Source organism: Pseudomonas sp. Z8(2022), assembly GCF_025837155.1.
Classification (GTDB): Bacteria; Pseudomonadota; Gammaproteobacteria; order Pseudomonadales; family Pseudomonadaceae; genus Aquipseudomonas.
This window is the reverse complement of the sequence record NZ_CP107549.1, coordinates 212,235-232,103: the sequence shown is the minus strand read 5'-3', so window position 1 is coordinate 232,103 and position 19,869 is coordinate 212,235. Positions and strand designations below refer to the sequence as shown.

General features: G+C 63.7%; 21 protein-coding genes. 7 read left to right on the top strand and 14 right to left on the bottom strand.

The features are described from left to right. Positions 1 to 76: 76 nt before the first annotated feature. The 14 genes from OEG79_RS01020 to OEG79_RS00955 form a co-directional block, all read right to left on the bottom strand. Positions 77 to 1,417: a hemolysin family protein gene (locus tag OEG79_RS01020; RefSeq protein WP_264147043.1), complete on the bottom strand. Its 1,341-nt coding sequence runs from the start codon at positions 1,415 to 1,417 to the stop codon at positions 77 to 79. Positions 1,418 to 1,479: 62 nt separating this feature from the next. Further along, positions 1,480 to 2,799 (bottom strand): phosphate regulon sensor histidine kinase PhoR, encoded by a 1,320-nt coding sequence (gene phoR / locus OEG79_RS01015; RefSeq protein WP_264147042.1) that lies wholly within the window; start codon positions 2,797 to 2,799, stop codon positions 1,480 to 1,482. Positions 2,800 to 2,841: 42 nt separating this feature from the next. Next, positions 2,842 to 3,531: a phosphate regulon transcriptional regulator PhoB gene (gene phoB / locus OEG79_RS01010; protein ID WP_264147041.1), complete on the bottom strand. Its 690-nt coding sequence runs from the start codon at positions 3,529 to 3,531 to the stop codon at positions 2,842 to 2,844. 161 nt (positions 3,532 to 3,692) lie between these two features. Further along, complete coding sequence (ubiA, locus tag OEG79_RS01005) at positions 3,693 to 4,583, bottom strand: 4-hydroxybenzoate octaprenyltransferase (protein WP_264147040.1); 891 nt, start codon at positions 4,581 to 4,583, stop codon at positions 3,693 to 3,695. An 83-nt stretch (positions 4,584 to 4,666) separates the two neighbouring features. Beyond that, complete coding sequence (locus OEG79_RS01000) at positions 4,667 to 5,218, bottom strand: chorismate--pyruvate lyase family protein (RefSeq protein WP_264147039.1); 552 nt, start codon at positions 5,216 to 5,218, stop codon at positions 4,667 to 4,669. A gap of 78 nt (positions 5,219 to 5,296) precedes the next feature. After that, positions 5,297 to 5,743 (bottom strand): flagellar protein FlgN, encoded by a 447-nt coding sequence (locus tag OEG79_RS00995; RefSeq protein WP_264147038.1) that lies wholly within the window; start codon positions 5,741 to 5,743, stop codon positions 5,297 to 5,299. Next, positions 5,740 to 6,018 carry a flagellar biosynthesis anti-sigma factor FlgM gene (flgM, locus tag OEG79_RS00990; protein WP_264147037.1) on the bottom strand — a complete coding sequence of 93 codons (279 nt, stop codon included), beginning with the start codon at positions 6,016 to 6,018 and terminating at the stop codon, positions 5,740 to 5,742. The genes OEG79_RS00995 and flgM overlap by 4 nt, the downstream gene beginning before the upstream one ends. Positions 6,019 to 6,094: 76 nt before the next feature. Next, complete coding sequence (locus tag OEG79_RS00985; protein ID WP_264147036.1) at positions 6,095 to 6,520, bottom strand: flagellar FliJ family protein; 426 nt, start codon at positions 6,518 to 6,520, stop codon at positions 6,095 to 6,097. Continuing rightward, positions 6,517 to 7,833 carry a flagellar protein export ATPase FliI gene (gene fliI, locus OEG79_RS00980; RefSeq protein ID WP_264147035.1) on the bottom strand — a complete coding sequence of 439 codons (1,317 nt, stop codon included), beginning with the start codon at positions 7,831 to 7,833 and terminating at the stop codon, positions 6,517 to 6,519. Before fliI ends, OEG79_RS00985 begins: the two co-directional genes overlap by 4 nt. 16 nt (positions 7,834 to 7,849) lie before the next feature. Then, on the bottom strand, positions 7,850 to 8,542 hold the full coding sequence (gene fliH / locus OEG79_RS00975) for a flagellar assembly protein FliH (RefSeq protein WP_264147034.1): 693 nt from the start codon (positions 8,540 to 8,542) through the stop codon (positions 7,850 to 7,852). 1 nt (position 8,543) lies between these two features. Beyond that, entirely contained in the window at positions 8,544 to 9,608 is a 1,065-nt protein-coding gene (locus tag OEG79_RS00970; protein ID WP_264147033.1) for a FliG C-terminal domain-containing protein, read from the bottom strand. Beyond that, on the bottom strand, positions 9,583 to 11,274 hold the full coding sequence (gene fliF / locus OEG79_RS00965; RefSeq protein ID WP_264147032.1) for a flagellar basal-body MS-ring/collar protein FliF: 1,692 nt from the start codon (positions 11,272 to 11,274) through the stop codon (positions 9,583 to 9,585). Before fliF ends, OEG79_RS00970 begins: the two co-directional genes overlap by 26 nt. A 19-nt stretch (positions 11,275 to 11,293) precedes the next feature. Continuing rightward, the gene (gene fliE, locus OEG79_RS00960) at positions 11,294 to 11,629 is read right to left on the bottom strand and encodes a flagellar hook-basal body complex protein FliE (protein WP_264147031.1); all 336 of its coding nucleotides are present in this window, start codon (positions 11,627 to 11,629) and stop codon (positions 11,294 to 11,296) included. Between the two features lie 12 nt (positions 11,630 to 11,641). Continuing rightward, positions 11,642 to 13,051 carry a sigma-54 interaction domain-containing protein gene (locus OEG79_RS00955; RefSeq protein WP_264147030.1) on the bottom strand — a complete coding sequence of 470 codons (1,410 nt, stop codon included), beginning with the start codon at positions 13,049 to 13,051 and terminating at the stop codon, positions 11,642 to 11,644. Positions 13,052 to 13,530: 479 nt separating this feature from the next. Between OEG79_RS00955 and OEG79_RS00950 the strand changes: the two genes are divergently transcribed. Genes OEG79_RS00950 through flhA form a run of 7 tightly spaced genes read left to right on the top strand, consistent with a single transcriptional unit; the run spans position 13,531 to position 19,799 of the window. Next, positions 13,531 to 14,370, top strand: coding sequence for a FliM/FliN family flagellar motor switch protein (locus tag OEG79_RS00950; protein ID WP_264147029.1), 840 nt, complete (start codon positions 13,531 to 13,533; stop codon positions 14,368 to 14,370). Further along, positions 14,367 to 14,738: a flagellar motor switch protein FliN gene (gene fliN, locus OEG79_RS00945; protein ID WP_264147028.1), complete on the top strand. Its 372-nt coding sequence runs from the start codon at positions 14,367 to 14,369 to the stop codon at positions 14,736 to 14,738. Before OEG79_RS00950 ends, fliN begins: the two co-directional genes overlap by 4 nt. Continuing rightward, positions 14,738 to 15,490, top strand: coding sequence for a flagellar type III secretion system pore protein FliP (gene fliP / locus OEG79_RS00940; protein ID WP_264147027.1), 753 nt, complete (start codon positions 14,738 to 14,740; stop codon positions 15,488 to 15,490). Before fliN ends, fliP begins: the two co-directional genes overlap by 1 nt. Before the next feature lie 12 nt (positions 15,491 to 15,502). Continuing rightward, the gene (locus OEG79_RS00935) at positions 15,503 to 15,775 is read left to right on the top strand and encodes a flagellar biosynthetic protein FliQ (RefSeq protein ID WP_037051071.1); all 273 of its coding nucleotides are present in this window, start codon (positions 15,503 to 15,505) and stop codon (positions 15,773 to 15,775) included. A 3-nt stretch (positions 15,776 to 15,778) separates the two neighbouring features. Beyond that, positions 15,779 to 16,573, top strand: a complete 795-nt coding sequence (fliR, locus tag OEG79_RS00930; RefSeq protein ID WP_264147026.1) for a flagellar biosynthetic protein FliR — start codon at positions 15,779 to 15,781, stop codon at positions 16,571 to 16,573. After that, a complete protein-coding gene (flhB, locus tag OEG79_RS00925) occupies positions 16,566 to 17,699 on the top strand; it encodes a flagellar biosynthesis protein FlhB (protein WP_264147025.1) in 1,134 nt (377 codons plus the stop codon). Before fliR ends, flhB begins: the two co-directional genes overlap by 8 nt. Before the next feature lie 3 nt (positions 17,700 to 17,702). Beyond that, entirely contained in the window at positions 17,703 to 19,799 is a 2,097-nt protein-coding gene (flhA, locus tag OEG79_RS00920; RefSeq protein WP_264147024.1) for a flagellar biosynthesis protein FlhA, read from the top strand. Positions 19,800 to 19,869 lie beyond the last annotated feature (70 nt).

The following is a 19,869-nucleotide window of genomic DNA, read 5'->3' as shown; positions in this document are numbered from 1 at the left end:
AAAATTCTGAGCGAATGGATATCCGATATTGGTTCTGCGCTGTGAGCGCGGCGCCTCTATCAGGCGCCTGCAGACCTCAGAGCAACTTGACCACCTTTGCCAGGACCACCTTCGGCCCTTTCATCTTCTTGATGATGATGCGCAAGCCATCGGTTTCCAGCACCTCCTCTTCCTCGGGCATGCGCTTGAGGGTCTCGTAGATCAGTCCGGCGAGGGTTTCGGCCTCGATATGGTCGAGATCGACGCCGAGCAGGCGCTCGACCTTGGCCAGCGGCGTGTCGCCCCGCACCAGCAGCTTGCCCGGCTGGTAGGCGAGAATGCCGCGCTCGGCCTTGCGGTGTTCGTCCTGAATGTCGCCCACCAGGGCCTCGAGCACGTCTTCCATGGTCAGGTAGCCGATGACCTTGCCGTCGGCCTCCTCGACCAGCGCGAAGTGCGCGCCACCCTGGCGGAACTGTTCGAGCAGCTGGGTCAGTGGCATATGCCGGTTGACCCGCTCCAGCGGGTGCATCAGCTCGCCGAGGTCGATCGCCTGTGGCCGCGCATCCAGCTGCGACAGGTGCAGCAGCAGGTCCTTGATGTGCAGCACGCCGACGAACTCGCCCGCGACCTCGTCATAGATCGGGAAGCGGCTGTACTTGTGCCGGCGGAACACGGCGAATACTTCGTCCAGGTCGGCGTGCAGTTCGAGGTAGACCAGGTCCTCACGCGAGTTGGCCCAGTCCACCACCTCCAGCTCACTGAGTTCCACCGCCGAGGCCAGCACGCGCATGTCCTGATCGCTCGGGTCGCTGGCGCGACTGGAGTGCAGGATCAGCTTGAGTTCCTCGCGGCTGTAATGGTGCTCGTTGTGCGCGCCGGGCTCGCCCTGGCCGGCGATGCGCAGAATGGCGTTGGCGCTGGCGTTGAGCACGAAGATCGCCGGGTACATCAGCCAGTAGAAAGCGTACAGCGGTGCGGCCGTCCACAGCGACAGCAGCTCGGGTTTGCGAATCGCCCAGGACTTGGGCGCCAGCTCGCCGATGACGATGTGCAGGTAGGAGATGATCGCGAAAGCAGAGAAGAAGGCGATGCCGTGTATCAGTGCCGGCGAGTCGATGCCCAGGGCGCCGAGCAGCGGCGTCAGTAGCTCGGCGAAAGCCGGCTCACCGACCCAGCCAAGGCCCAGCGAGGCCAGGGTGATGCCCAGCTGGCAGGCCGAGAGATAGGCGTCCATCTGCTGGTGGACGGTACGCAGGATGCGCCCGCGCCAACCGTGCGCCTCGGCCAGCGAGTCGACCTTGGTGGCGCGCAGACGGACGATGGCGAACTCGGCGGCTACGAAGAAACCGTTGAGCAGAACGAGAAACAGGGCGAACAGCATGAGGCCGAAATCGGCCAGGTAGGCGGAAGCAGGGAGACTCGTGGAGGGGTCCATGAAGGTTCGGATTGGCCAATGATTGCTAAAGGTTGGAGCTTAGTCGCGGCGAATGCAAGCATTCAGCGTGCGCGCCGGACCAGCTGTGCAGTGGCGAAATGGCAGGTAAAGGTGCTGCCCTTGCCTGGAACACTGCTGATTTCCAGATTGCCGCGATGGCGCAGCAACACGTGCTTGACGATGGCCAGGCCGAGGCCGGTGCCACCGGTGTTGCTGGCGCGACTGGAATCGACGCGATAGAAGCGCTCGGTCAGGCGCGACAAATGCTTGCTCTCGATGCCCATGCCGGTATCGCTGACCGCCAGGTGCGCGCCCTGCTCGTCACCCCACCAGCGAATGTGGATATCGCCTCCGGCCGGGGTGTACTTGACCGCATTGAACACCAGGTTGGAGAACGCGCTGCGCAGCTCCGCGTCACTGCCCTTGAGCCTGATGTGCGGGTCGGCCTCCAGGACGATGCGATGCAGTTGATCGCCGGACAGCGCCTGGGCGTCGCTCTTGATCGACAGCAGCATCTGGTCGACCGCCACCGGCTGGTTGTCCGAGGGGTAGTCGGTGGCTTCCAGCTTGGCCAGCAGCAGCAGGTCGTTGAGCAGGGTCTGCATGCGCGCGCCCTGTTGCTGCATCTGCTGCAGCGCGCGCAACCAGCGCGGGTTGACCGCCTCGACGTTGTCCAGCAGGGTTTCCAGATAGCCGGCGATCACCGTCAGCGGCGTGCGCAGCTCGTGGGAGACGTTGGCGACGAAATCCTTGCGCATCTGCTCCAGCTGATACAGGCGGGTAATGTCGCGCACCAGCAGCAGGTGCTCGCGGTTGCCGTAGCGGGTGATATGGAACTGCAGGCGGCGGCGGTCATTGACCGGCGAAGGAATCTCCAGCGCATCGGCGTAGTTGCCGCGTTCGAAGTACTCCTTGAAACGCGGGTCGCGCACCAGGTTGGCCAGTTGCTGGCCACTGTCCTGCGGCGTCTTGAGACCCAGCAGGGTCTCGGCGGCGCGGTTCCACCATTCCAGGTTGCCCTGACTGTCGAGCATCACCACGGCATCCTTGAGCGCTGCGGTGGACTCCTGCACGCGGTCGATCACCGCCTGCAAACGGCCACGGGCCTTCTGGTTGCGGCGTTGCAAGTGGTAAATGCTGTCGAACACCTCGCCCCACAGGCCGTAGCCATCCGGCGGCGGCTCGTCGGGTTTGTGCTCACGCAGCCATTTGTGCAGGCGCAGCAGTTGGCTGAGGGTCCAGCCCAGATGAATGGCCAGGCCGATGACCAGCGCCCAGGCATATTCGCCGGTGATGAAACCCAGCAGCAGGCAGGCGCCAACCAGCAGCAACAGCCGGCGCACAACGGCACCACGCCAGTCTTGATTCACGATGGAGCGCATCCTTGTCAGAAGAGCGGCCCCGTAGAGGCGCCGCGCCAGCGATCAACCCTTGGTGGAAAAGCGATACCCGGTCCCGCGCACGGTTTGTATCAGGTTCTCGTAGGCCCCGCCCAGCGCCTTGCGCAGGCGGCGGATATGCACATCGACGGTACGCTCCTCGACGTAGACATTGCCACCCCAGACTTGATCGAGCAGCTGGCCGCGGGTGTAGGCGCGCTCCTGATGAGTCATGAAGAACTGCAGCAGACGGTATTCGGTGGGGCCCATGTCGATGGGCTTGCCGTCGATGGTCACGCGGTGGCTGATCGGGTCGAGCAGCAGGCCGCCCACCTCGATCGGCCCTTCGTTGTCACCGGGGCCGGCGCGGCGCAGCACAGCCTTGAGGCGGGCGACCAGCTCGCGCGGCGAGAACGGCTTGGTGATGTAGTCATCGGCGCCGACTTCCAGTCCCTGGATCTTGTTGTCCTCTTCGCCCTTGGCGGTGAGCATGATGATCGGGATGTCGCTGGTCAGCTCGTCGCGCTTGAGGCGCCGGGCCAACTCGATGCCGCTGGTGCCGGGCAGCATCCAGTCGAGCAGGATCAGATCGGGCCTGCGATCGATGATCACGGCATGTGCCTGTTGGGTATTCTCCGCTTCCAGGCACTCGTAACCGGCCATTTCCAGGGCCACCGCGATCATCTCGCGGATCGGTGCTTCGTCATCGACGATCAGGATGTTCTTGCCAGCCATGGGGCCTTGGCCTCTGTTGGTTCTCTGTCTGCGCTGCATTAGATAACGAAATTGTTGCAGCGATATGACAGCCAGGCGGCAGTGCCTGGAGCGTGGTCACGATTTCGCGAGCTAGAGCACGACAAGGCGATAACAGGCGAGGAACGGCCGGAGTCGCTCTCTCAACGCAATGCGTAGTCCAGCACTATGCCGACGAAGATCGCCAGGCCAGCCCAGTGGTTGTGCAGGAAGGCGTTGAAGCACACCAGTGGCTCACGGCGACGAGTCGCATGGAATTCCCAGACGAAGCAGGCGGCGGCCGCCAGCAGGCCGAAGTGGAAGTACAGGCCCAGCTCGAAGCGCGCGCCGGCCAGCAGCAGGCACAGTAGTGCCAGCCCCTGCAGGCTGGCGATGATCAGACGGTCGGCGTCGCCGAACAGGATGGCGGTGGATTTCACCCCGATCTTCAGGTCGTCCTCACGGTCGGCCATGGCGTAATAGGTGTCGTAGGCCACGGTCCACAGCAGGTTGGCGATGTACAGCAGCCAGGCCTCCGGCGGCAGACTGCCGGTTTCGGCGGTAAAGGCCATCGGCATACCCCAGGAGAAGGCTGCACCGAGCACCACCTGCGGGTAGAAGGTGTAGCGCTTCATGAAGGGGTAGCAGGCGGCCAGGGCCAGGCCGCCGAATGACAGCCAGATGGTGGTGGCGTTGGTGAACAGCACCAGAACGAAACTCAGCGCCACCAGCACGGCGAACAGCACCAGCGCCTCGCGCGGCTTGACCTTGCCACTGGCCAGCGGGCGTGCCTTGGTGCGGCTGACGTGGCCGTCGAAGTTGCGGTCGGCGTAATCGTTGATCACGCAACCGGCGGCGCGCATCAGAATCACGCCGGCAACGAAGATGAACAGGTTCTTCGCACTCGGCATGCCCTCGGCCGCCACCCACAACGCCCACAAGGTCGGCCACAGCAGCAGATAGATGCCGATGGGTTTGTCCAGGCGCATCAGCTGGATGAAGTCCCAGGCGCGCGGGTGCAGGCGGTTGGTCGATTGCAGCAGGCGGGTGTACATCGAAGCATCTCCGTGCAGGTTGCGCGGATTATACGGGGGAACAGCCGAGAGAGCGTGGCACGGGCCACAGAGCGCATCGAGTGCTAGGCGTCCATTCCCGCTGCCTGCCAGAACGCCGGCAGAAAGACTTCGGCCACCAGCACTCCCAGCGCCCCCCGGCTGAAGCAGGAACGCCGCGCCCACAGGCGCTCCTCGCGTACCGCCTGAGGCAGCCAGGCCGCCGGATAACGACAGGCCTGCAATTCGCCGCGGTCGAAAGCGCGGTCACTGAACAGCAGTTCACCCAGCGAACGGGTGCCCAGTTCAGCCAGATTCAGCCCGGAGCCTTCCAGCGCACTGCGGGTGGCGACACTGCGGGCGAACACCCAGGGCTGCCCGTGGCCGCGCAGGTATACCTCACGCACCCAGCCCTGGCTGCCATCGACCACACCGAGCAGCGCGCACTCATCGCTGCGCAGGCGCTGCCAGCCTTCCTCCAGCGGCATCACCGAGAAGCCGTCATTGGACAGCGCGGTCAGACGGCGGGTCAGCGAATCCTCGTTGAACAACCAGTCGCGTACACCGGCAGCCGGCTGCGGATGAAGCTGGGCATGGGTCAGCCAGCGCGGCGGATGAGCGAGAGCGGCGTGAGGCACGGAAAAAAACCACCAAGATCGGAAGCGCGCGAGTCTAGCACGGTGCGGCATAGGCTTTTAGCTCGCCGGGGCGGCGACTCAGTAGGGCTGCGGTGCGTACAGCTGCGCCGAACCGGGTTCGCCGAGCAGCTGTTCGAGAATCTCGTGGTGCATGGCCAGCAGCTTGCCGTTGCGCTCGTTGAGGCGCTTGCACTGACCGGCCAACTGGCCGAGCTGCTCCCAGGTATGCTCGAGGTGGCCGCGCTGGGCCGGGGGAAAACGCCCGAGCAGCTTGTTCATGGCCTCGTGGCCGCTGCCGAGACGGAAGGCGGTCAGCACCTTGCTGCGGCGCTCCGCACGGGCCTTGGCCTGGTCCACAAGTGGCAGGATCTGCTCGTTGAGCAGGTCAATCTGCCTGCTGTCGCGCTTGAGCAACTGCTGATACAGCTCCTGCATCAGCCCGCGCAGCCTCAGATAGTCGGCGCAGTCCTGATGCAGGTCCTGCTCGACCACCTGAAGCAGCTGTTGCTCACGCGCAGTGGTCACGCATCGCTACCGCTGTGGTAGGTCAGCATGCTGCCGGCCAGCGCGGCCGGATCGCTGCTCAGCTCACCGCGCGCCAGGGCGGCCTTGAGCTGAGCAACCTTGTCCAGATCGACGTCCGGCAGGTTGCGCAGGGCGTCTTGCAGTTGCTCCAGGCGCGGCTCCTGGCTGCCAGCGGTGCGGGCATTGCCGCCTGGCTGCGGGCGGGCGCTCTGCACCTGCACCGGTGCGTCACTGGGCAGGTTGAGACTGGGCTTGAGATGCCTGCTGATTTCCATGATTCGAATCCAACTCGCGTGGTGTTATGGCCTTAGAGCGACCAGGCGCGACAAGAAATTAAACAGGTCGAAAAAATTAGCCAACCTGCGTGCGCCACCAGGCCTGCGCGGCCAGACCATCCTGAATCTTCTGTTCCTGACGGGCAAGCAGATCCTGCCATTCACCCATCTTGCCCTCGAGAAACTGGGTGATGACCTTCTCGCTGCGCATCGCCGTGAGCAGCTCGCGCTGAATGCGTGCCAGATTCTCCTCGGCCAGCGCCAGCTCGCGCCGCTGCAGCTCGACCATCTTGTACAGGGTCGCCTTGTAGCGCTGCTGGTTGTCGCGCTGCAGCGGCGTGGTCATGGCCACGGTGAAACCGCACAGACGGCTGAGGCCGGCGATGTTGTTGCGGTAGCGCTGGCAAAGGTTCTGCTGGTAGCTGACGCGGCCGAGCATCTGCTGCACCTTGTTACCGCGCAGGCTGGCCAGGCGGCCGAGGACTTCTATCTGTTCTTTCATTTGATGATGCTCTGCAGGGTCGCGACGCTGGCGCCCAGCTCGGCGCTGGCACCGACTTCCTGGCGCAGGAAACGTTCGAGGCTGGGCGCCAGCTGCACGGCGCGGTCGGTCTTGGCGTCCATGCCCGGGGTATAGCCACCCAGCGGGATCAGTTCCTTGATCTTTTCATAGGTGCTGTAGAACTCCTTGAACTGGCGAGCGGCCGCCAGGTGCGCGGGCTCGCCGACCTGACTCATGCAGCGGCTGACCGAGGCGGAGATGTCGATCGCCGGGTAGTGGCCGACGTCGGCCAGACGCCGCGACAGCACGATGTGGCCGTCGAGAATGGCCCGCGCGCAGTCGACGATCGGGTCCTGATGGTCATCCCCCTCGGCCAGCACGGTGTAGATCGCACTGAGACTGCCGCTGCCGCTTTCGCCGTTGCCGGCACTTTCCACCAGTTCCGGCAGCATGCCGAATACCGACGGCGGATAGCCCTTGGTTGCCGGCGGCTCGCCCAGGGCCAGGGCGATCTCGCGCTGGGCCATGGCATAGCGGGTAAGCGAATCGACCAGCAGCAGTACATCCTGGCCCTGGTCGCGGAAGTAGGCGGCGATGCTGTGGCACAGCTCGGTGGCCTTCAGGCGCATCAGTGGCGACTCGTTGGCCGGCGCCACCACCACCACGGCCTTGCGCAGGCCTTCCTCGCCAAGGGAATGGAGAATGAATTCCTGCACCTCGCGGCCACGCTCGCCGATCAGCCCGACCACCACCACGTCGGCCTTGGTCTGTCGGGTGATCATCCCCAGCAGCACGCTCTTGCCCACCCCAGAGCCGGCAAACAGGCCGACGCGCTGCCCCTTGCCGAGGGTCAGCAGACCGTTGATGGCTCGCACACCGACATCCAGCGCGGCCTCCACCGGACGGCGCTTGAGCGGATTGACCGAAGGCAGCTCTATCGGCAGCGTGTCGCGCCCGGAGAGTTTGCCGCGCTCGTCCAGCGGCTCGCCAAGGCCGTTGACCACGCGACCAAGCCAGGATTCGTCGATCTGCAGCAGCGCCTCGTCCTTGGCCGGGAATACGCGCGAGCCGGCGGCCAGGCCGACCGGCTTCTTGAACGGCATCAGATAGGTGATATCGCGGTTGAAGCCGACCACCTGGGCATCCAGCAGACTGCCGTCAGCCTGTTCGACGCGGCAGCGCTGGCCGGTGCTGCGCTGGCAGCCGAGGCTCTCCAGGAGCATGCCGGAAACCCGCACCAGACGTCCGGCCACCTTGGCCAGTTGCACGCCGTCGAGCGAGCGCAGCGCTTCGTCGAGTTTGTAGTCGAGCATCGGCGTCCGCTCCCGCTCAGGCTTCGGTCAGGTGCAGGTGCTCGGCCAGGGTGTCGAGGCAGGCGTCGAGACGCTGCTGGCATCCGACATCGGCCTCGGCCTGCGGTGTGACCACGCGGCATTCACCGAGAGCCAGGCGCTCGTCGGCCACCAGCTTCCAGCTCGCCGCGCGCTCCGGCGCCAGCGCCTTGATCCGGGCGTACTCTTCGGGGCTGAGCAGTACCTGCACGTCCTCGGGTTCGCCCGGCATGCTGGTCAGCGCTTCTTCGACCAGCGCCAGCAACTGGGTCGGATGCAGCGTCAGCTCGCAACGAATCACCTGTTGCGACACCTTCTTGACCAGTTCCAGCAGCTCCTGACGGCGCTTGTGCTCAAGCTCGCCGAGATACTGCTCGAGCTTCTCGCTGATCTGCTGCAAGGGTTGCGCGGCCAGTTCGAACTCGCGACGACCTTCGTTGCGGCCTTCCTCGCGCCCAAGCTTCAGGCCCTCGTCGCGTCCCAGCTGGAAACCGGCCTGACGCCCGGCTTCCTCACCCTGCTGCAGGCCGTCCTGGTAGCCCTTTTCAATGCCCTGCTGAAAGCCATCGGCCATGGCCCGCTGCAGACCGGCGGCATCGCCGCTCCAGTCCGCCGCCGGCTGGCTGCTGCGCGGCGGAAAACGGTAGGCACGCCATTGGCGGGCGTCGCCCTTGATCACCTTGACCGTCATCTCATTCCACCGTCTGTTCGCGGAAAAGCTGCACCTGCAGCTCGCCATTGGCCGACATCTCGCGGACCACGGCCATGATGTCCTTGCGCACCTGCTCGACGCGGCTCAACGGCACCGGCCCCTGACGACGGTTGATCGACTCCATCTGCTGCGCCTGGCGCTTGGGCATGGCGCCCTGGATGGCACGCACCAGCTCCGGCTCGGCGCCCTTGAGGGCGACTACCCACTCTTCCAGCGGCACGGCCTCGAGCAGCGCCTGCAGCACGTCCTGGTTCTGCCGCGAGAGGATGAAGAAGTCGTACATTTCATCTTCGATGCGCTCGACCAGCTGGTCGTCATGAGCGCGCAGCAGCTCGAACATCTGCGTCCGGTCGCCCTTGAAGCGGTTCATGATGTCCGCCGCCTGCTTGATGCCGCGTACCTGCGAACCCTGGGTGCTGAGCACCGCCAGACTGCGTTCGATCAGTTGCTCCAGCTCGGCGATGACGTCGCTGTTCACTTCGCTGAGGTTGGCGATGCGGTAGAGCAGCTCGTCCTGGCGCTCCTTGGGCATGCACTCGAGCACCTCGCTGGCCATGCCCGGCGGCAGGAAGGCGAGGAACACCGCCTGCATCTGCGCGTGCTCCTTGGCGATCAGCGCAGCGAACTGCTTCGGATCGAGCCACTCCATCTTGGCCATCTTGGCGCGGATTTCCTCGCCGTAGATGCTGTCGAGCAGCGAACGGGTGATCTCGCTGCCCAGCGCCTTGCTGAGCATGCCGTCGAGGTAGCTGCGCGAGGCGCCCTTGATGCTGCTCTGCTCCTTGTAGTCCTCGAAGAAGCGACCGATGACGTCGGAGACCATCGGCTGCTTGACGTTGGACAGACGCGCCATGGCCTGGCTGATGCTGACGATTTCCTCACGCGAGAAGTGCTTGAGCACGCCGGCGGAAATCTCGTCACCCATGCTCAGCATGAGGATCGCGGCCTGCTCGGAAGAACTCAGCGAACGCTTCTGCACGCGCAGGCGCATTTCCTTGGCGGTGGAACCACCGCGGCCGTCAGGCTGGGTTGAGGTCTCGTTCATTGCGCCCTATCCACTGTTTGATGACTTCCGAGACGCGCTCGGGATCGTTCTTGGCCAACATCTGCAGGTGTTCGATCTGTAGTTCCAGGCCCGAGCCGGGCGCCGGCAGGCGAATCTCCGACAGAGGGCTGAGTTCGCCGAGCACGGTGGCGCCCGGCGCCTCGTCGCCGACGCGAGCCAGCAGACGCTCGGCCGCACGCTCGGCATGCAGGGCAAGCTGATCATCGCCCTCGGCCGCCGGCAGCCCCGGCTGGTGACGCTGGCTCAGGCTGCGCACTGCCGGGCGCACCACCATCAGCAACAGCAGCAGGCTGATCAGGGCGAACACGCCGAGCTTGGCCAGGTCATGCACCTTGGCGTTTTCCCACCAGGGCAGCAGTTCCTCACCGGCACCGGCGAAACCGCCGTCGGTAAAGGGAAAGACGCTCAGCGTCAGCAGATCGCCGCGCGCCTGGTTGAAGCCCACGGCGCTCTTGACCATCGCTTCCAGCTCGGCACGCGCCTCGGGCGTCCAGCCACCCTCCGGCGCCACCGCGGCATTGAGCACCACGGCGATGCTCTGCTGACGCAGGCTGAAAGGCGCGTGCTTGACGTGAGTAATGCTCTGGTCGTAATCGAGCTGACGGTTGGATTCCTTGCGCAGCGAGGTCGCCGCCTGATTGGCGTTGTCGCCCTGAGCGCCCTCCTGTCCCTGCTGATTGGCCGCCTGATTGGCCGCCGGGGCCGGTTGCGGCGGGCGGTTGGCCAGCGAGCCGGGCACGCCGAGCGCCAGCTGGTCGAGCACGCTTTCGTCACGCAGCACTTCGTTGCGCAGACGCGGGCTCTCGCCATAGGCCTGGAAGGTTTCTTCCTTCTGGCTGAAATCGATATCGGCGGAAACGCTGATGCGGTAGTTGCCGCCACCGAGAACCGGCGCCAGCACCGCTTCGGCATTGGCCACGGCCTTGCTCTGGTAGTCGTCCACCACCTGCCAGTTCTGCACCGGCCCGCCGAGCACGTCGATACCACGCGACAGCAGCACGCCGTGCTGATCGACCACCTGCACGTTGCCGGCCTCGAGCTGGGGCACGCTGCCGGCCACCAGGTTGACGATGGCGCTGACCTGCTCCGGCGCCAGCTTGTAGCCGGGCGCCAGCTGCAACATCACCGAAGCCTTGCCCGGTTCGCGCTTGCCAACCACGAAGGAACTGCTTTCCTGCAACGCCAGGTGCACGCGGGCACCTTCCACGCCCTTGAGCGCCATCACGGTACGTGCCAGCTCGCCCTCCAGGCTGCGCTTGAGGCGAACATCCTGAACGAACTGACTGGTGCCCAGCGGCTCGTCCTTGTCGAACAGCTCGTAGCCGGCCGGCACCTTGACCTGCACGCCCTTGGCCGCCAGCAACATGCGCGCACGGCCCAGCTGATCCTCGCGCACCAGCACCTGGCCACTTTGCGGGTGCAGGCGATAGCTGATCGCGTCGCCATCGAGCACCTGCATCACCTCGGCAGCCGGATAGGCCTCACCGGTTCCGTACAACGGGCGGAAAGAGCCCTGGTCACGCCAGAGATAGAACACCACGCCCACCGCCAGCAACGCGGCGATCACCGCGAGGCCGATCAGCGTCAGGCGTGGATCGAGTTTCAACCCGGTTTCGGGCAGCTTGCTTCTTATGGTCTGCAGCACGCGTCAGTCCCCGATCCGCTTACAGCGGCATCTTCATGATGTCGTCGAATGCGCTGGACAGCTTGTTGCGCACCTGCATCAGGGCACTGAACGAAACGCTGGCTTTCTGGCTCTCGATCATCGCGCCCACCAGGTCGTCGCTCTGCCCACTGTCGACGGCTGCCATGAGCTCGCCGGAGCGATGCTGCTGCGCATCCACCGCGCGTACCGCATTGTCGAAGGCGGCGGCGAAACCACCCTCGCCAGACTGCCCGGCGAACGCCTGCGCCGGCTTGATCGGCGCAGCTTCACCGAGGTTCTTCATCTGCTCCATGCGGCCCAGCAGGTCCTGCTGTACCTGGCTAATCGAGTTCATCCGTTGCTTCTCCTAGACGGGAATCTGCACGCCCTGCTCACGCATGGCGTTAAGGCGGTAGCGCAGTGCGCGTGGGGTCATGCCGAGGCTTTCGGCGGCCTTGGTCTTGTGCCCGCCGAAACGGCGGATGGTGTCGATCACATGCTGGTACTCGGCCCATTTGCCGCTCGCGCGCAGGGCTGCCTTGCCGCCTTCGAGCGCTTGCGGCTGCAGACGGGGGGCAAGCTCGGGCGCGCTGCTGACAGGCACGCTCAGGCCCAGATCCTGGGCCTGGATGTACAGACCGTTGCGCAGAATCAGCGCACGCTGCAGGCAGTTCTCCAGCTCACGCACATTGCCCGGCCAGTCATGCGCCAGCAGAGCGCGACAGGCATCTTCGGTCAGCAGTTCGTGGCGCGCGTCCTGCGGCGCGTACTGGCGGATGAAGCGACGGGCCAGGGCCAGTACGTCTTCCTTGCGCTCCCGCAGCGGGCTGATGTGCAAGGGCAGCACATCGAGGCGAAACATCAGGTCGGCACGGAAACGCCCTTCGGCCACTTCCTGCTGCAGATCACGGTTGGTGGCGGCGATGATGCGCACGTCCAGTGCTATTTCCCGGCGCCCGCCGAGGCGCTCGACGCGCTGCTCCTGCAGCACACGCAACAGCTTGGCCTGCAGCCCCAGCGGCAGCTCACCGATCTCGTCGAGCAGCAGCGTGCCGCCGTTGGCCAGTTCGAACTTGCCCGGCTGAGCGTTCACGGCCCCGGTGAAGGCGCCTTTCTCATGACCGAAGAGGATGGATTCGAGCATCTGCTCGGGGATCGCCGCACAGTTCACGGCAATGAACGGCGCCTCGTCCTGCGCGGAGAAGCGGTGAATGTAGCGCGCCATCAATTCCTTGCCGGTGCCGGTCTCGCCGGTGATCAGGATCGGCGCGCGGGTCATGGCTACGCGCTGGGCCATGGCCAGCAGGCGGCGACCGGCCTGCGAGCAGGAAACGAAGCCCTCTTCGCCGGAGCTGGCCGATTCCTGACGACGCAGCAGTGCGTTGAGCTGAGCTTCGCTGAAAGGCGCCAGCAGATAATCGACGCAACCCAGTTCCAGCAGCGCGGCGGCTTTCTCCTGGTCGGCATATTCCACCACCGGCACCACGCCGACACGGCCCGCCTGACGCAGAATGGCGCCTACCTGCGCATAAAGCGTATTGCCGGCCAGGCTGCTGACGAACACCAGCACCATGCTGGCACCTTTCAGCGCGGCCGGGTCAAGCTCCAGGCAACTGGCAAAGCGACGCACAGGAAAGCCCTGACGCTGCAGGCCACCAGTGAGCAGGCGCTCGCTGGCCGCATCGGCCTGGCCGATCACCACTATATGTTGCTGCCCCAGCTGTTCATCGAACAGCTCATCGCAGGCGTAACTTACCGTTTGAGTTGAATGCTTCAAGGTAAATCACCCGTTGTCCTTCATGAGCCCGACGGCGGCATTTGACCCGGTGTTCAAAACTGCCAAGCAGATGACAGATTTTTTTCACATGGCCCCTTAATCTTTCGAAACTTTCCGTCGCCCTTATGGGTCAACTTCGGCAGTACTTGTCGGCGTGACATATATATGTGCGACGGATTACGCCGCGGACGTTAACAAGCGCACAAAAAATCACCGAATTACTTGCTGTTATTTCCTATCAATGCTGGCAAGCCGCTATCAAAGACAGCATTTGATATCTATTGATTTAATTTCCCGCCCTCCCTCCGCCTAGACTCCGCCTCGTCATCACTGGGCGGCAGCGCTGTGCCCGGATGATTCAGACGCCATGGCCAAGGCGACGCTGCCGCGGCCAGCCGGCTCATCAAAACGTCCTCTGCACGCCCTTCGAATTGCTCGCGGGTGCACTCGCAGTTACAACCAGGAATACAGCCCACAACATGACCAGGATTAAAAAAGTCCTTCATGGCGTGCCCGCCGACAGTCTGACCCGGTTGAAACCGCAGAAACTTGGCCGGCACTACCACAAGATTCCTAACTATATTCGCGAGATATCCGCCAAGTATCCGCGGATCATCAGCGACTACTTTCTTCGCAACTATCGAATCAATCTCGAACTGCTTCGGGTCGATGTTCATGAAGAGATCAATAAAGAAGCCGAGTGTCTCTATCGCTCGACCTTGGGCAAGGTCGGCTTCGCCATGGATCGCGCCCTGCTGACCGAGGCGCTGGAGTGTTACTACGGCGGCACCTGCCTGCCGAACCATGAAGCGCCGCCGGTGAGCACATCGGAACAGCGCATGCGCACGCGCCTGGGTCTGGATGTCACCCAGCTGTTCGCCCGCTCGATCCTCGCCGGCCAGACCTTCGGCAAGCTCGAACCGTACGACAACACCTATGAAGAGGCCGTCTGGGAGTACGTGGCGGAGTTCAACTTCATCAGCCACATCACCGGCAGCCAGGCATCGATCTTCATCTATCTGGACACCCAGCTGGTCGATGAACTGACCAGCCGCCTGACACCGCCGGCAGCAGCCACCCAGAGCGGCAATTCGCTCAACCAGATCCGTCAGTTGCCGGTTCGCCTGGACTGCGTGGTGGCCAGCCTGCAGATGCCGCTGTCGCAGGTCCTGGCCCTGCGCCCCGGCGACATCCTGCCGATGCGCCTGCTGGAGCGCTGCGAAGTACAGATCAACCAGCAGAAGCTGTTTCGCGGCGCCATCTTCGAAGACGACGGCTCCTTGTTCCTGACTTCTCTTGAGAGCGTGAAGACCCCATGAGCAGCCCCATTTCCGACAACGATTTCGACAGCCTGATCAACGACGCCGGCCTCACCCTCGACGAGTCCGTCAGCGACGCCATGCCCGAGCAGGCACCGGCCGCCCTGCCACAGCAGGACCTGAGCTTCTTCGGCAAGATCCCGGTAAACGTCACCCTGGAAGTGGCCTCCACCGAGATCACGCTCAAGGAGCTGATGGATGTCGACGCCGGCAGCGTGATCGCTCTCGACAAGCTGGCCGGCGAGCCGCTCGACGTGAAGGTCAACGGCGCCCTGTTCGCCAAGGCCGAAGTGGTGGTGATGAACGGCAACTACGGCCTGCGCATCGTCGAGCTGTCCGGCAGCGGCCTCAGCGGGCTGGGCGTGTGATGTTGCGTCGGCTGCTGCAAAACGGTCTGCTGCTGGCGGCCCTGTGCTGCCCGCTGCTGGCTCAGGCGGCCGGCGGTGACATCACCCTGTTCAACTTCAACGACACCGAAGACGGCCAGACCCTGAGCGTCAAGCTGCAGATCCTGCTGATCATGACGCTGCTGGGCTTCCTCCCGGCCATGCTGATGATGATGACCTGCTTCACCCGCTTCATCATCGTTCTGGCGATTCTGCGCCAGGCCATCGGCCTGCAGCAGAGCCCGCCCAACCCGGTAATGATCGGCATCGCCCTGTGCCTGACCCTGCTGGTGATGCGCCCGGTCTGGCAGGAGATGTACACCGAAGCCTACGTCCCCTTCGAGGCGGACCAGATCAGCCTCGAACAGGGTCTCGGCGAGGGCAAGCGCATCATCAGCCAGTTCATGCTGGCGCAGACCAGCAAGAACTCGCTGGAAACCCTGGTAGCCCTGGCCGGGGAGGAAATGCCCGAGGATCTGGCCGAGCTGGACTTTTCCCTGCTGCTGCCGGCTTTCGTCCTGAGCGAGCTGAAGACCGCCTTCCAGCTCGGTTTCATGATCTTCGTGCCGTTTCTGGTGATCGACCTGGTGGTGGCCAGCGTGCTCATGGCGATGGGCATGATGATGCTCTCGCCGATGATGATCTCGCTGCCATTCAAGCTGATGGTGTTCGTCCTGGTGGACGGCTGGACGCTGCTGGTCGGCACGCTCACCACCAGCATTCAGCCCTATTAGCGAGGCCTTGCGATGCTCACGCCCGAACACGCCGCCGAACTGGTGGCCCATGCGGTCTACATCACCGGTCTGATCGTCTGCGTGCTGGTGGTGCCGAGCCTGCTCGGCGGCCTACTGGTGAGCATTTTCCAGGCGGCCACGCAGATCAACGAGCAGATGCTCAGCTTCCTGCCGCGCCTGCTGATCACCCTGGCCATGCTGGTGTTCGCCGGCCACTGGATCCTGCGCACCCTGGGTGATCTGTTCATCGAAACCTTCAAGCAGGCCGGCCACCTGGTGGGCTGACGCATGTCCGAACCCGTGCTGCATGCCAGCCAGTACCTGACCAGCCTGCAGGCCTATTGGTGGCCGTTCTGCCGCATCGTGGCACTGCTCAGCATGGCACCACTGTTCAACCACAAGGCGGTGTCGGTGCGCGTGCGCATCCTCCTTGCCCTGGCCCTGACGGTCGCCCTGGGTGCGGCACTGCCGGACATGCCACAGATCGACCCGCTATCACTGAAAGGCCTGATGACCGCGCTGGAGCAGATTGCCTTCGGCGTACTGCTTGGCCTGACCCTGCAGCTGGTGTTCACCATTTTCATGCTGGTGGGCGAGGTGGTATCGACGCAGATGGGCATGAGCATGGCGCGCTACAACGACCCGGTGAACGGTGTGTCGTCGTCATCGATCATCTACCAGCTGTACTTCATCCTGCTGGTGCTGCTGTTCTTCGCCATCGACGGCCACCTGGTCACTGTCAGCGTGCTGTACCAGAGTTTCCTGTTCTGGCCGGTGGGCAGCGGCATCCACATGATGGGTGCACAGAGCCTGATTCAGTCCTTCTCCTGGGTACTGGCGGCGGCAGTGCTGGTAACCCTTCCCATCGTGTTCTGCCTGACCCTGGTGCAATTCTGCTTCGGCCTGCTCAACCGCATTTCGCCGGCCATGAACCTGTTTTCCCTGGGCTTTCCCATCAGCATTCTGATGGGGCTGCTGTGCATCTACCTGACCCTGCCGAACCTGCCTGACAGCTACCTGCACCTGACCCGCGAGCTGCTCAACGGCATCGGTGTGATTCTGCGGGAGGGCGGCGATGTCTGAGCAGAACAGCGGTCAGGAAAAAACCGAAGAGGCCTCCGCGCACAAGCTGAAGAAGAGCAAGGATGATGGCCAGGTCGCGCGCTCCAAGGACCTGTCGACCACCATCTCGCTGATCGCCACGCTGTTCATCCTCAAGTTCAGCGCCGGGCTTTTCTTCGAAGGGCTCAGCGACAGCTTCCGTCTGTCCTATATCCAGTTCGGCCATAGCGAGATCGGCCTGGATGATCTCGACACCCTGCTTGGCTACAACATGCTGGTGTTCATCAAGATGCTCGCACCGCTGCTGCTCACTTCGCTTCTGGTGGTGGTCCTGTCACTGGTGCCGGGCGGCTGGGTGTTCTCCTCGAAGAACTTCGCGCCAAAATTCAGCAAGCTCAACCCGATTACCGGCCTTGGCCGAATCTTCTCGGCGCAGAACTGGAGCGAGCTGCTCAAGTCGGTGCTCAAGGTTCTGGTGCTGCTCGGCGTCGGCTACGTACTGGTGCGCGCGGCTCTCCCGGATCTGATCGCCCTGCAGCGCAGCAGCGTGCTCGAGGCCATCTCGGCAGCGTTCAATCTGATCTTCAATCTGACCTTGTGTCTGATGCTGATCTTCGTGCTGTTCTCCTTCATCGACATCCCGCTGCAGCGTTACTTCTTCCTCAAGAAGATGCGCATGACCAAGCAGGAGCGCAAGGAAGAGCACAAGAACCAGGAAGGCCGTCCCGAGGTCAAGGCGCGCATCAAGCAGCTGCAGCGACAGATGCTGCAGCGGCAGATCAGCAAGGTGATCAAGAGCGCCGACGTGGTGATCACCAACCCGACGCACTACGCCGTGGCGCTCAAGTACGACACCAAGAAGGCCGCCGCCCCGTTCGTACTGGCCAAGGGCGTCGACGAGACCGCGCTGTACATGCGTCAGATGGCTGCCAAGCATGAACTCGAAGTGGTCGAGATTCCGCCACTGGCACGCGCCATCTACTTCACCACCCAGATCAACCAGCAGATACCGGCACCGTTGTATACCGCGGTCGCCCACGTGCTGACCTACATCCTGCAGCTCAAGGCCTGGCGTCAGGGCCGCAGAAGCAAGCCACAACTGGCGAGCAACCTTCCGATTCCCGACAGCTTGGCCAACAGGGGCTGATCCATGAACCTACTGCAGCAACTCGCGCCCACCTTCCGCAGCGGCCGTATCGGTATCCCGATCCTGATCCTCTCGGTCCTGGCGATGGTCATCCTGCCCCTGCCACCGCTTGTGCTGGACGTGCTGTTCACCTTCAACATCAGCCTGGCGGTGCTGATTCTGCTGGTCAGCATTTCAGCCAAGAGCCCGCTTGACTTCTCCCTGTTCCCGACGGTGATCCTGATCACCACCCTGTTGCGCCTGTGCCTGAACGTCGCCTCCACCCGCGTGGTGCTGCTCGAAGGCCACACCGGCACCGGTGCCGCGGGCAAGGTGATCGAGGCGTTCGGCGAGGTGGTAATCGGCGGTAACTTCATCGTCGGGATGGTGGTGTTCGTGATCCTGATGATCGTCAACTTCATCGTGATCACCAAAGGTGGCGAACGGATCTCCGAGGTCAGCGCGCGCTTCACCCTGGACGCCCTGCCCGGCAAGCAGATGGCCATCGACGCCGACCTCAACGCCGGCCTGATCGGTCCGGAAGAAGCCAAGCAGCGTCGCCAGGACGTGGCCAAGGAAGCCGACTTCTACGGCGCCATGGATGGGGCCTCGAAGTTCGTCCGCGGCGACGCCGTGGCCGGCATCCTGATCCTGCTGGTCAGCCTGTTCGGCGGCTTCGCCATCGGTGTGTTCGCCCACGACATGAGCGCCGGCGACGCCTTCCGCCAGTACGCCCTGCTGACCATCGGTGACGGCCTGGTGGCGCAGATTCCGGCGCTGCTGCTGGCCACCGCGGCGGCGATCATCGTTACCCGGGTCAACGAGTCGGCCGAGATTACCCAGCAGGTGCGCAAGCAGATGCTCGGTACCCCGTCGCTGCTGTATACCGTCGCCGGCATTCTCGTCGTGCTCGGTCTGGTGCCGGGCATGCCGCACCTGGCCTTCTTTGGTTTTGCCACACTGGCTGGACTGGTCGGCTGGGCAGTCTCGCGCAATGCACCACCAGACGAGGCAGCCAGCCTTCAGGAAGTCCAGGCACTGGGCAAAGCCATGGAGCAGGAGCGCGCGCAGAACCTCGCCTGGGAGGACATCCCGCTGGTCGAGCGTCTGTCCGTTTCACTCGGCTACAAGCTGGTCGGCCTGGTCAACGAAGCGGCCGGCGCCCCGCTGACTCAGCGCGTGCGCGGCGTGCGGCAGACGCTATCGGAGAGCCTGGGCTTCCTCCTGCCGGAAGTACATATCCGCGACAGCCTGCGCCTGAAGGCCTCGCAGTACAGCATCCAGATCAACGGTGAGAAGATCGACGGCGCCGAACTGCACGCCGACCGTCTGATGGCCATCCCCTCACCGGAGCTTTATGGCGAGATCGACGGCATCCTCGGCGTCGACCCGGCCTACCGCATGCAGGTGGTATGGATTCAGCCGGAGGACAAGGCCCGCGCGTTGAACCTCGGTTACCAGGTGATCGACTGTGCCAGCGTGATCGCCACCCACCTGAACAAGGTGATCCGCGAGCATCTGCCGGATGTGTTCAAGCACGATGACGTCGACCATCTGATGCAACGCCTGCAGGTTCAGGCGCCGAAGCTGGCGGAAAGCCTGAAGAACCAGCTCAGCTATACCCAGCAACATCGTGTCTATCGTCAGCTGCTGCAGGAACAGGTACCGCTCAAGGATATCGTCACCATCGCCACCACACTGCTGGAGGCCAGTGAATCGACCAAGGACCCGGTACTGTTGGCGTCTGACGTACGGTACGCGCTACGGCGCAGCATTGTCGGCATGATCGCCGGCGAGCGTCAGGAGCTGTCGGTGTTCATACTCGAAAATGCGCTGGAGAACACCCTGCTCAACGCCCTGGCCATTGCGCAGCAGGCGGGCCCGGTGAGCCTGGACAACATTCCGGTAGAGCCGAGCCTGCTCAACCAGCTGCAGAACACCATGCCGGTGGTAAAGGAGAAACTGCGCAAGGACGGCCACCCGCCGATCCTCACCGTAATGCCGCAGCTGCGCCCGCTGCTGGCCCGTTACGCGCGGGTCTTCAGCCCCGGCCTGCACGTGCTTTCTCAGAACGAGATTCCGGACCGGGTAGGCGTGAATATCCTCGGCACCCTTGGCTGATTGAAACGGCGAAGGTGGATGCACGGCGGCATCCACCGCGTCACATCAGCAGCAGCTACGCACTATTACT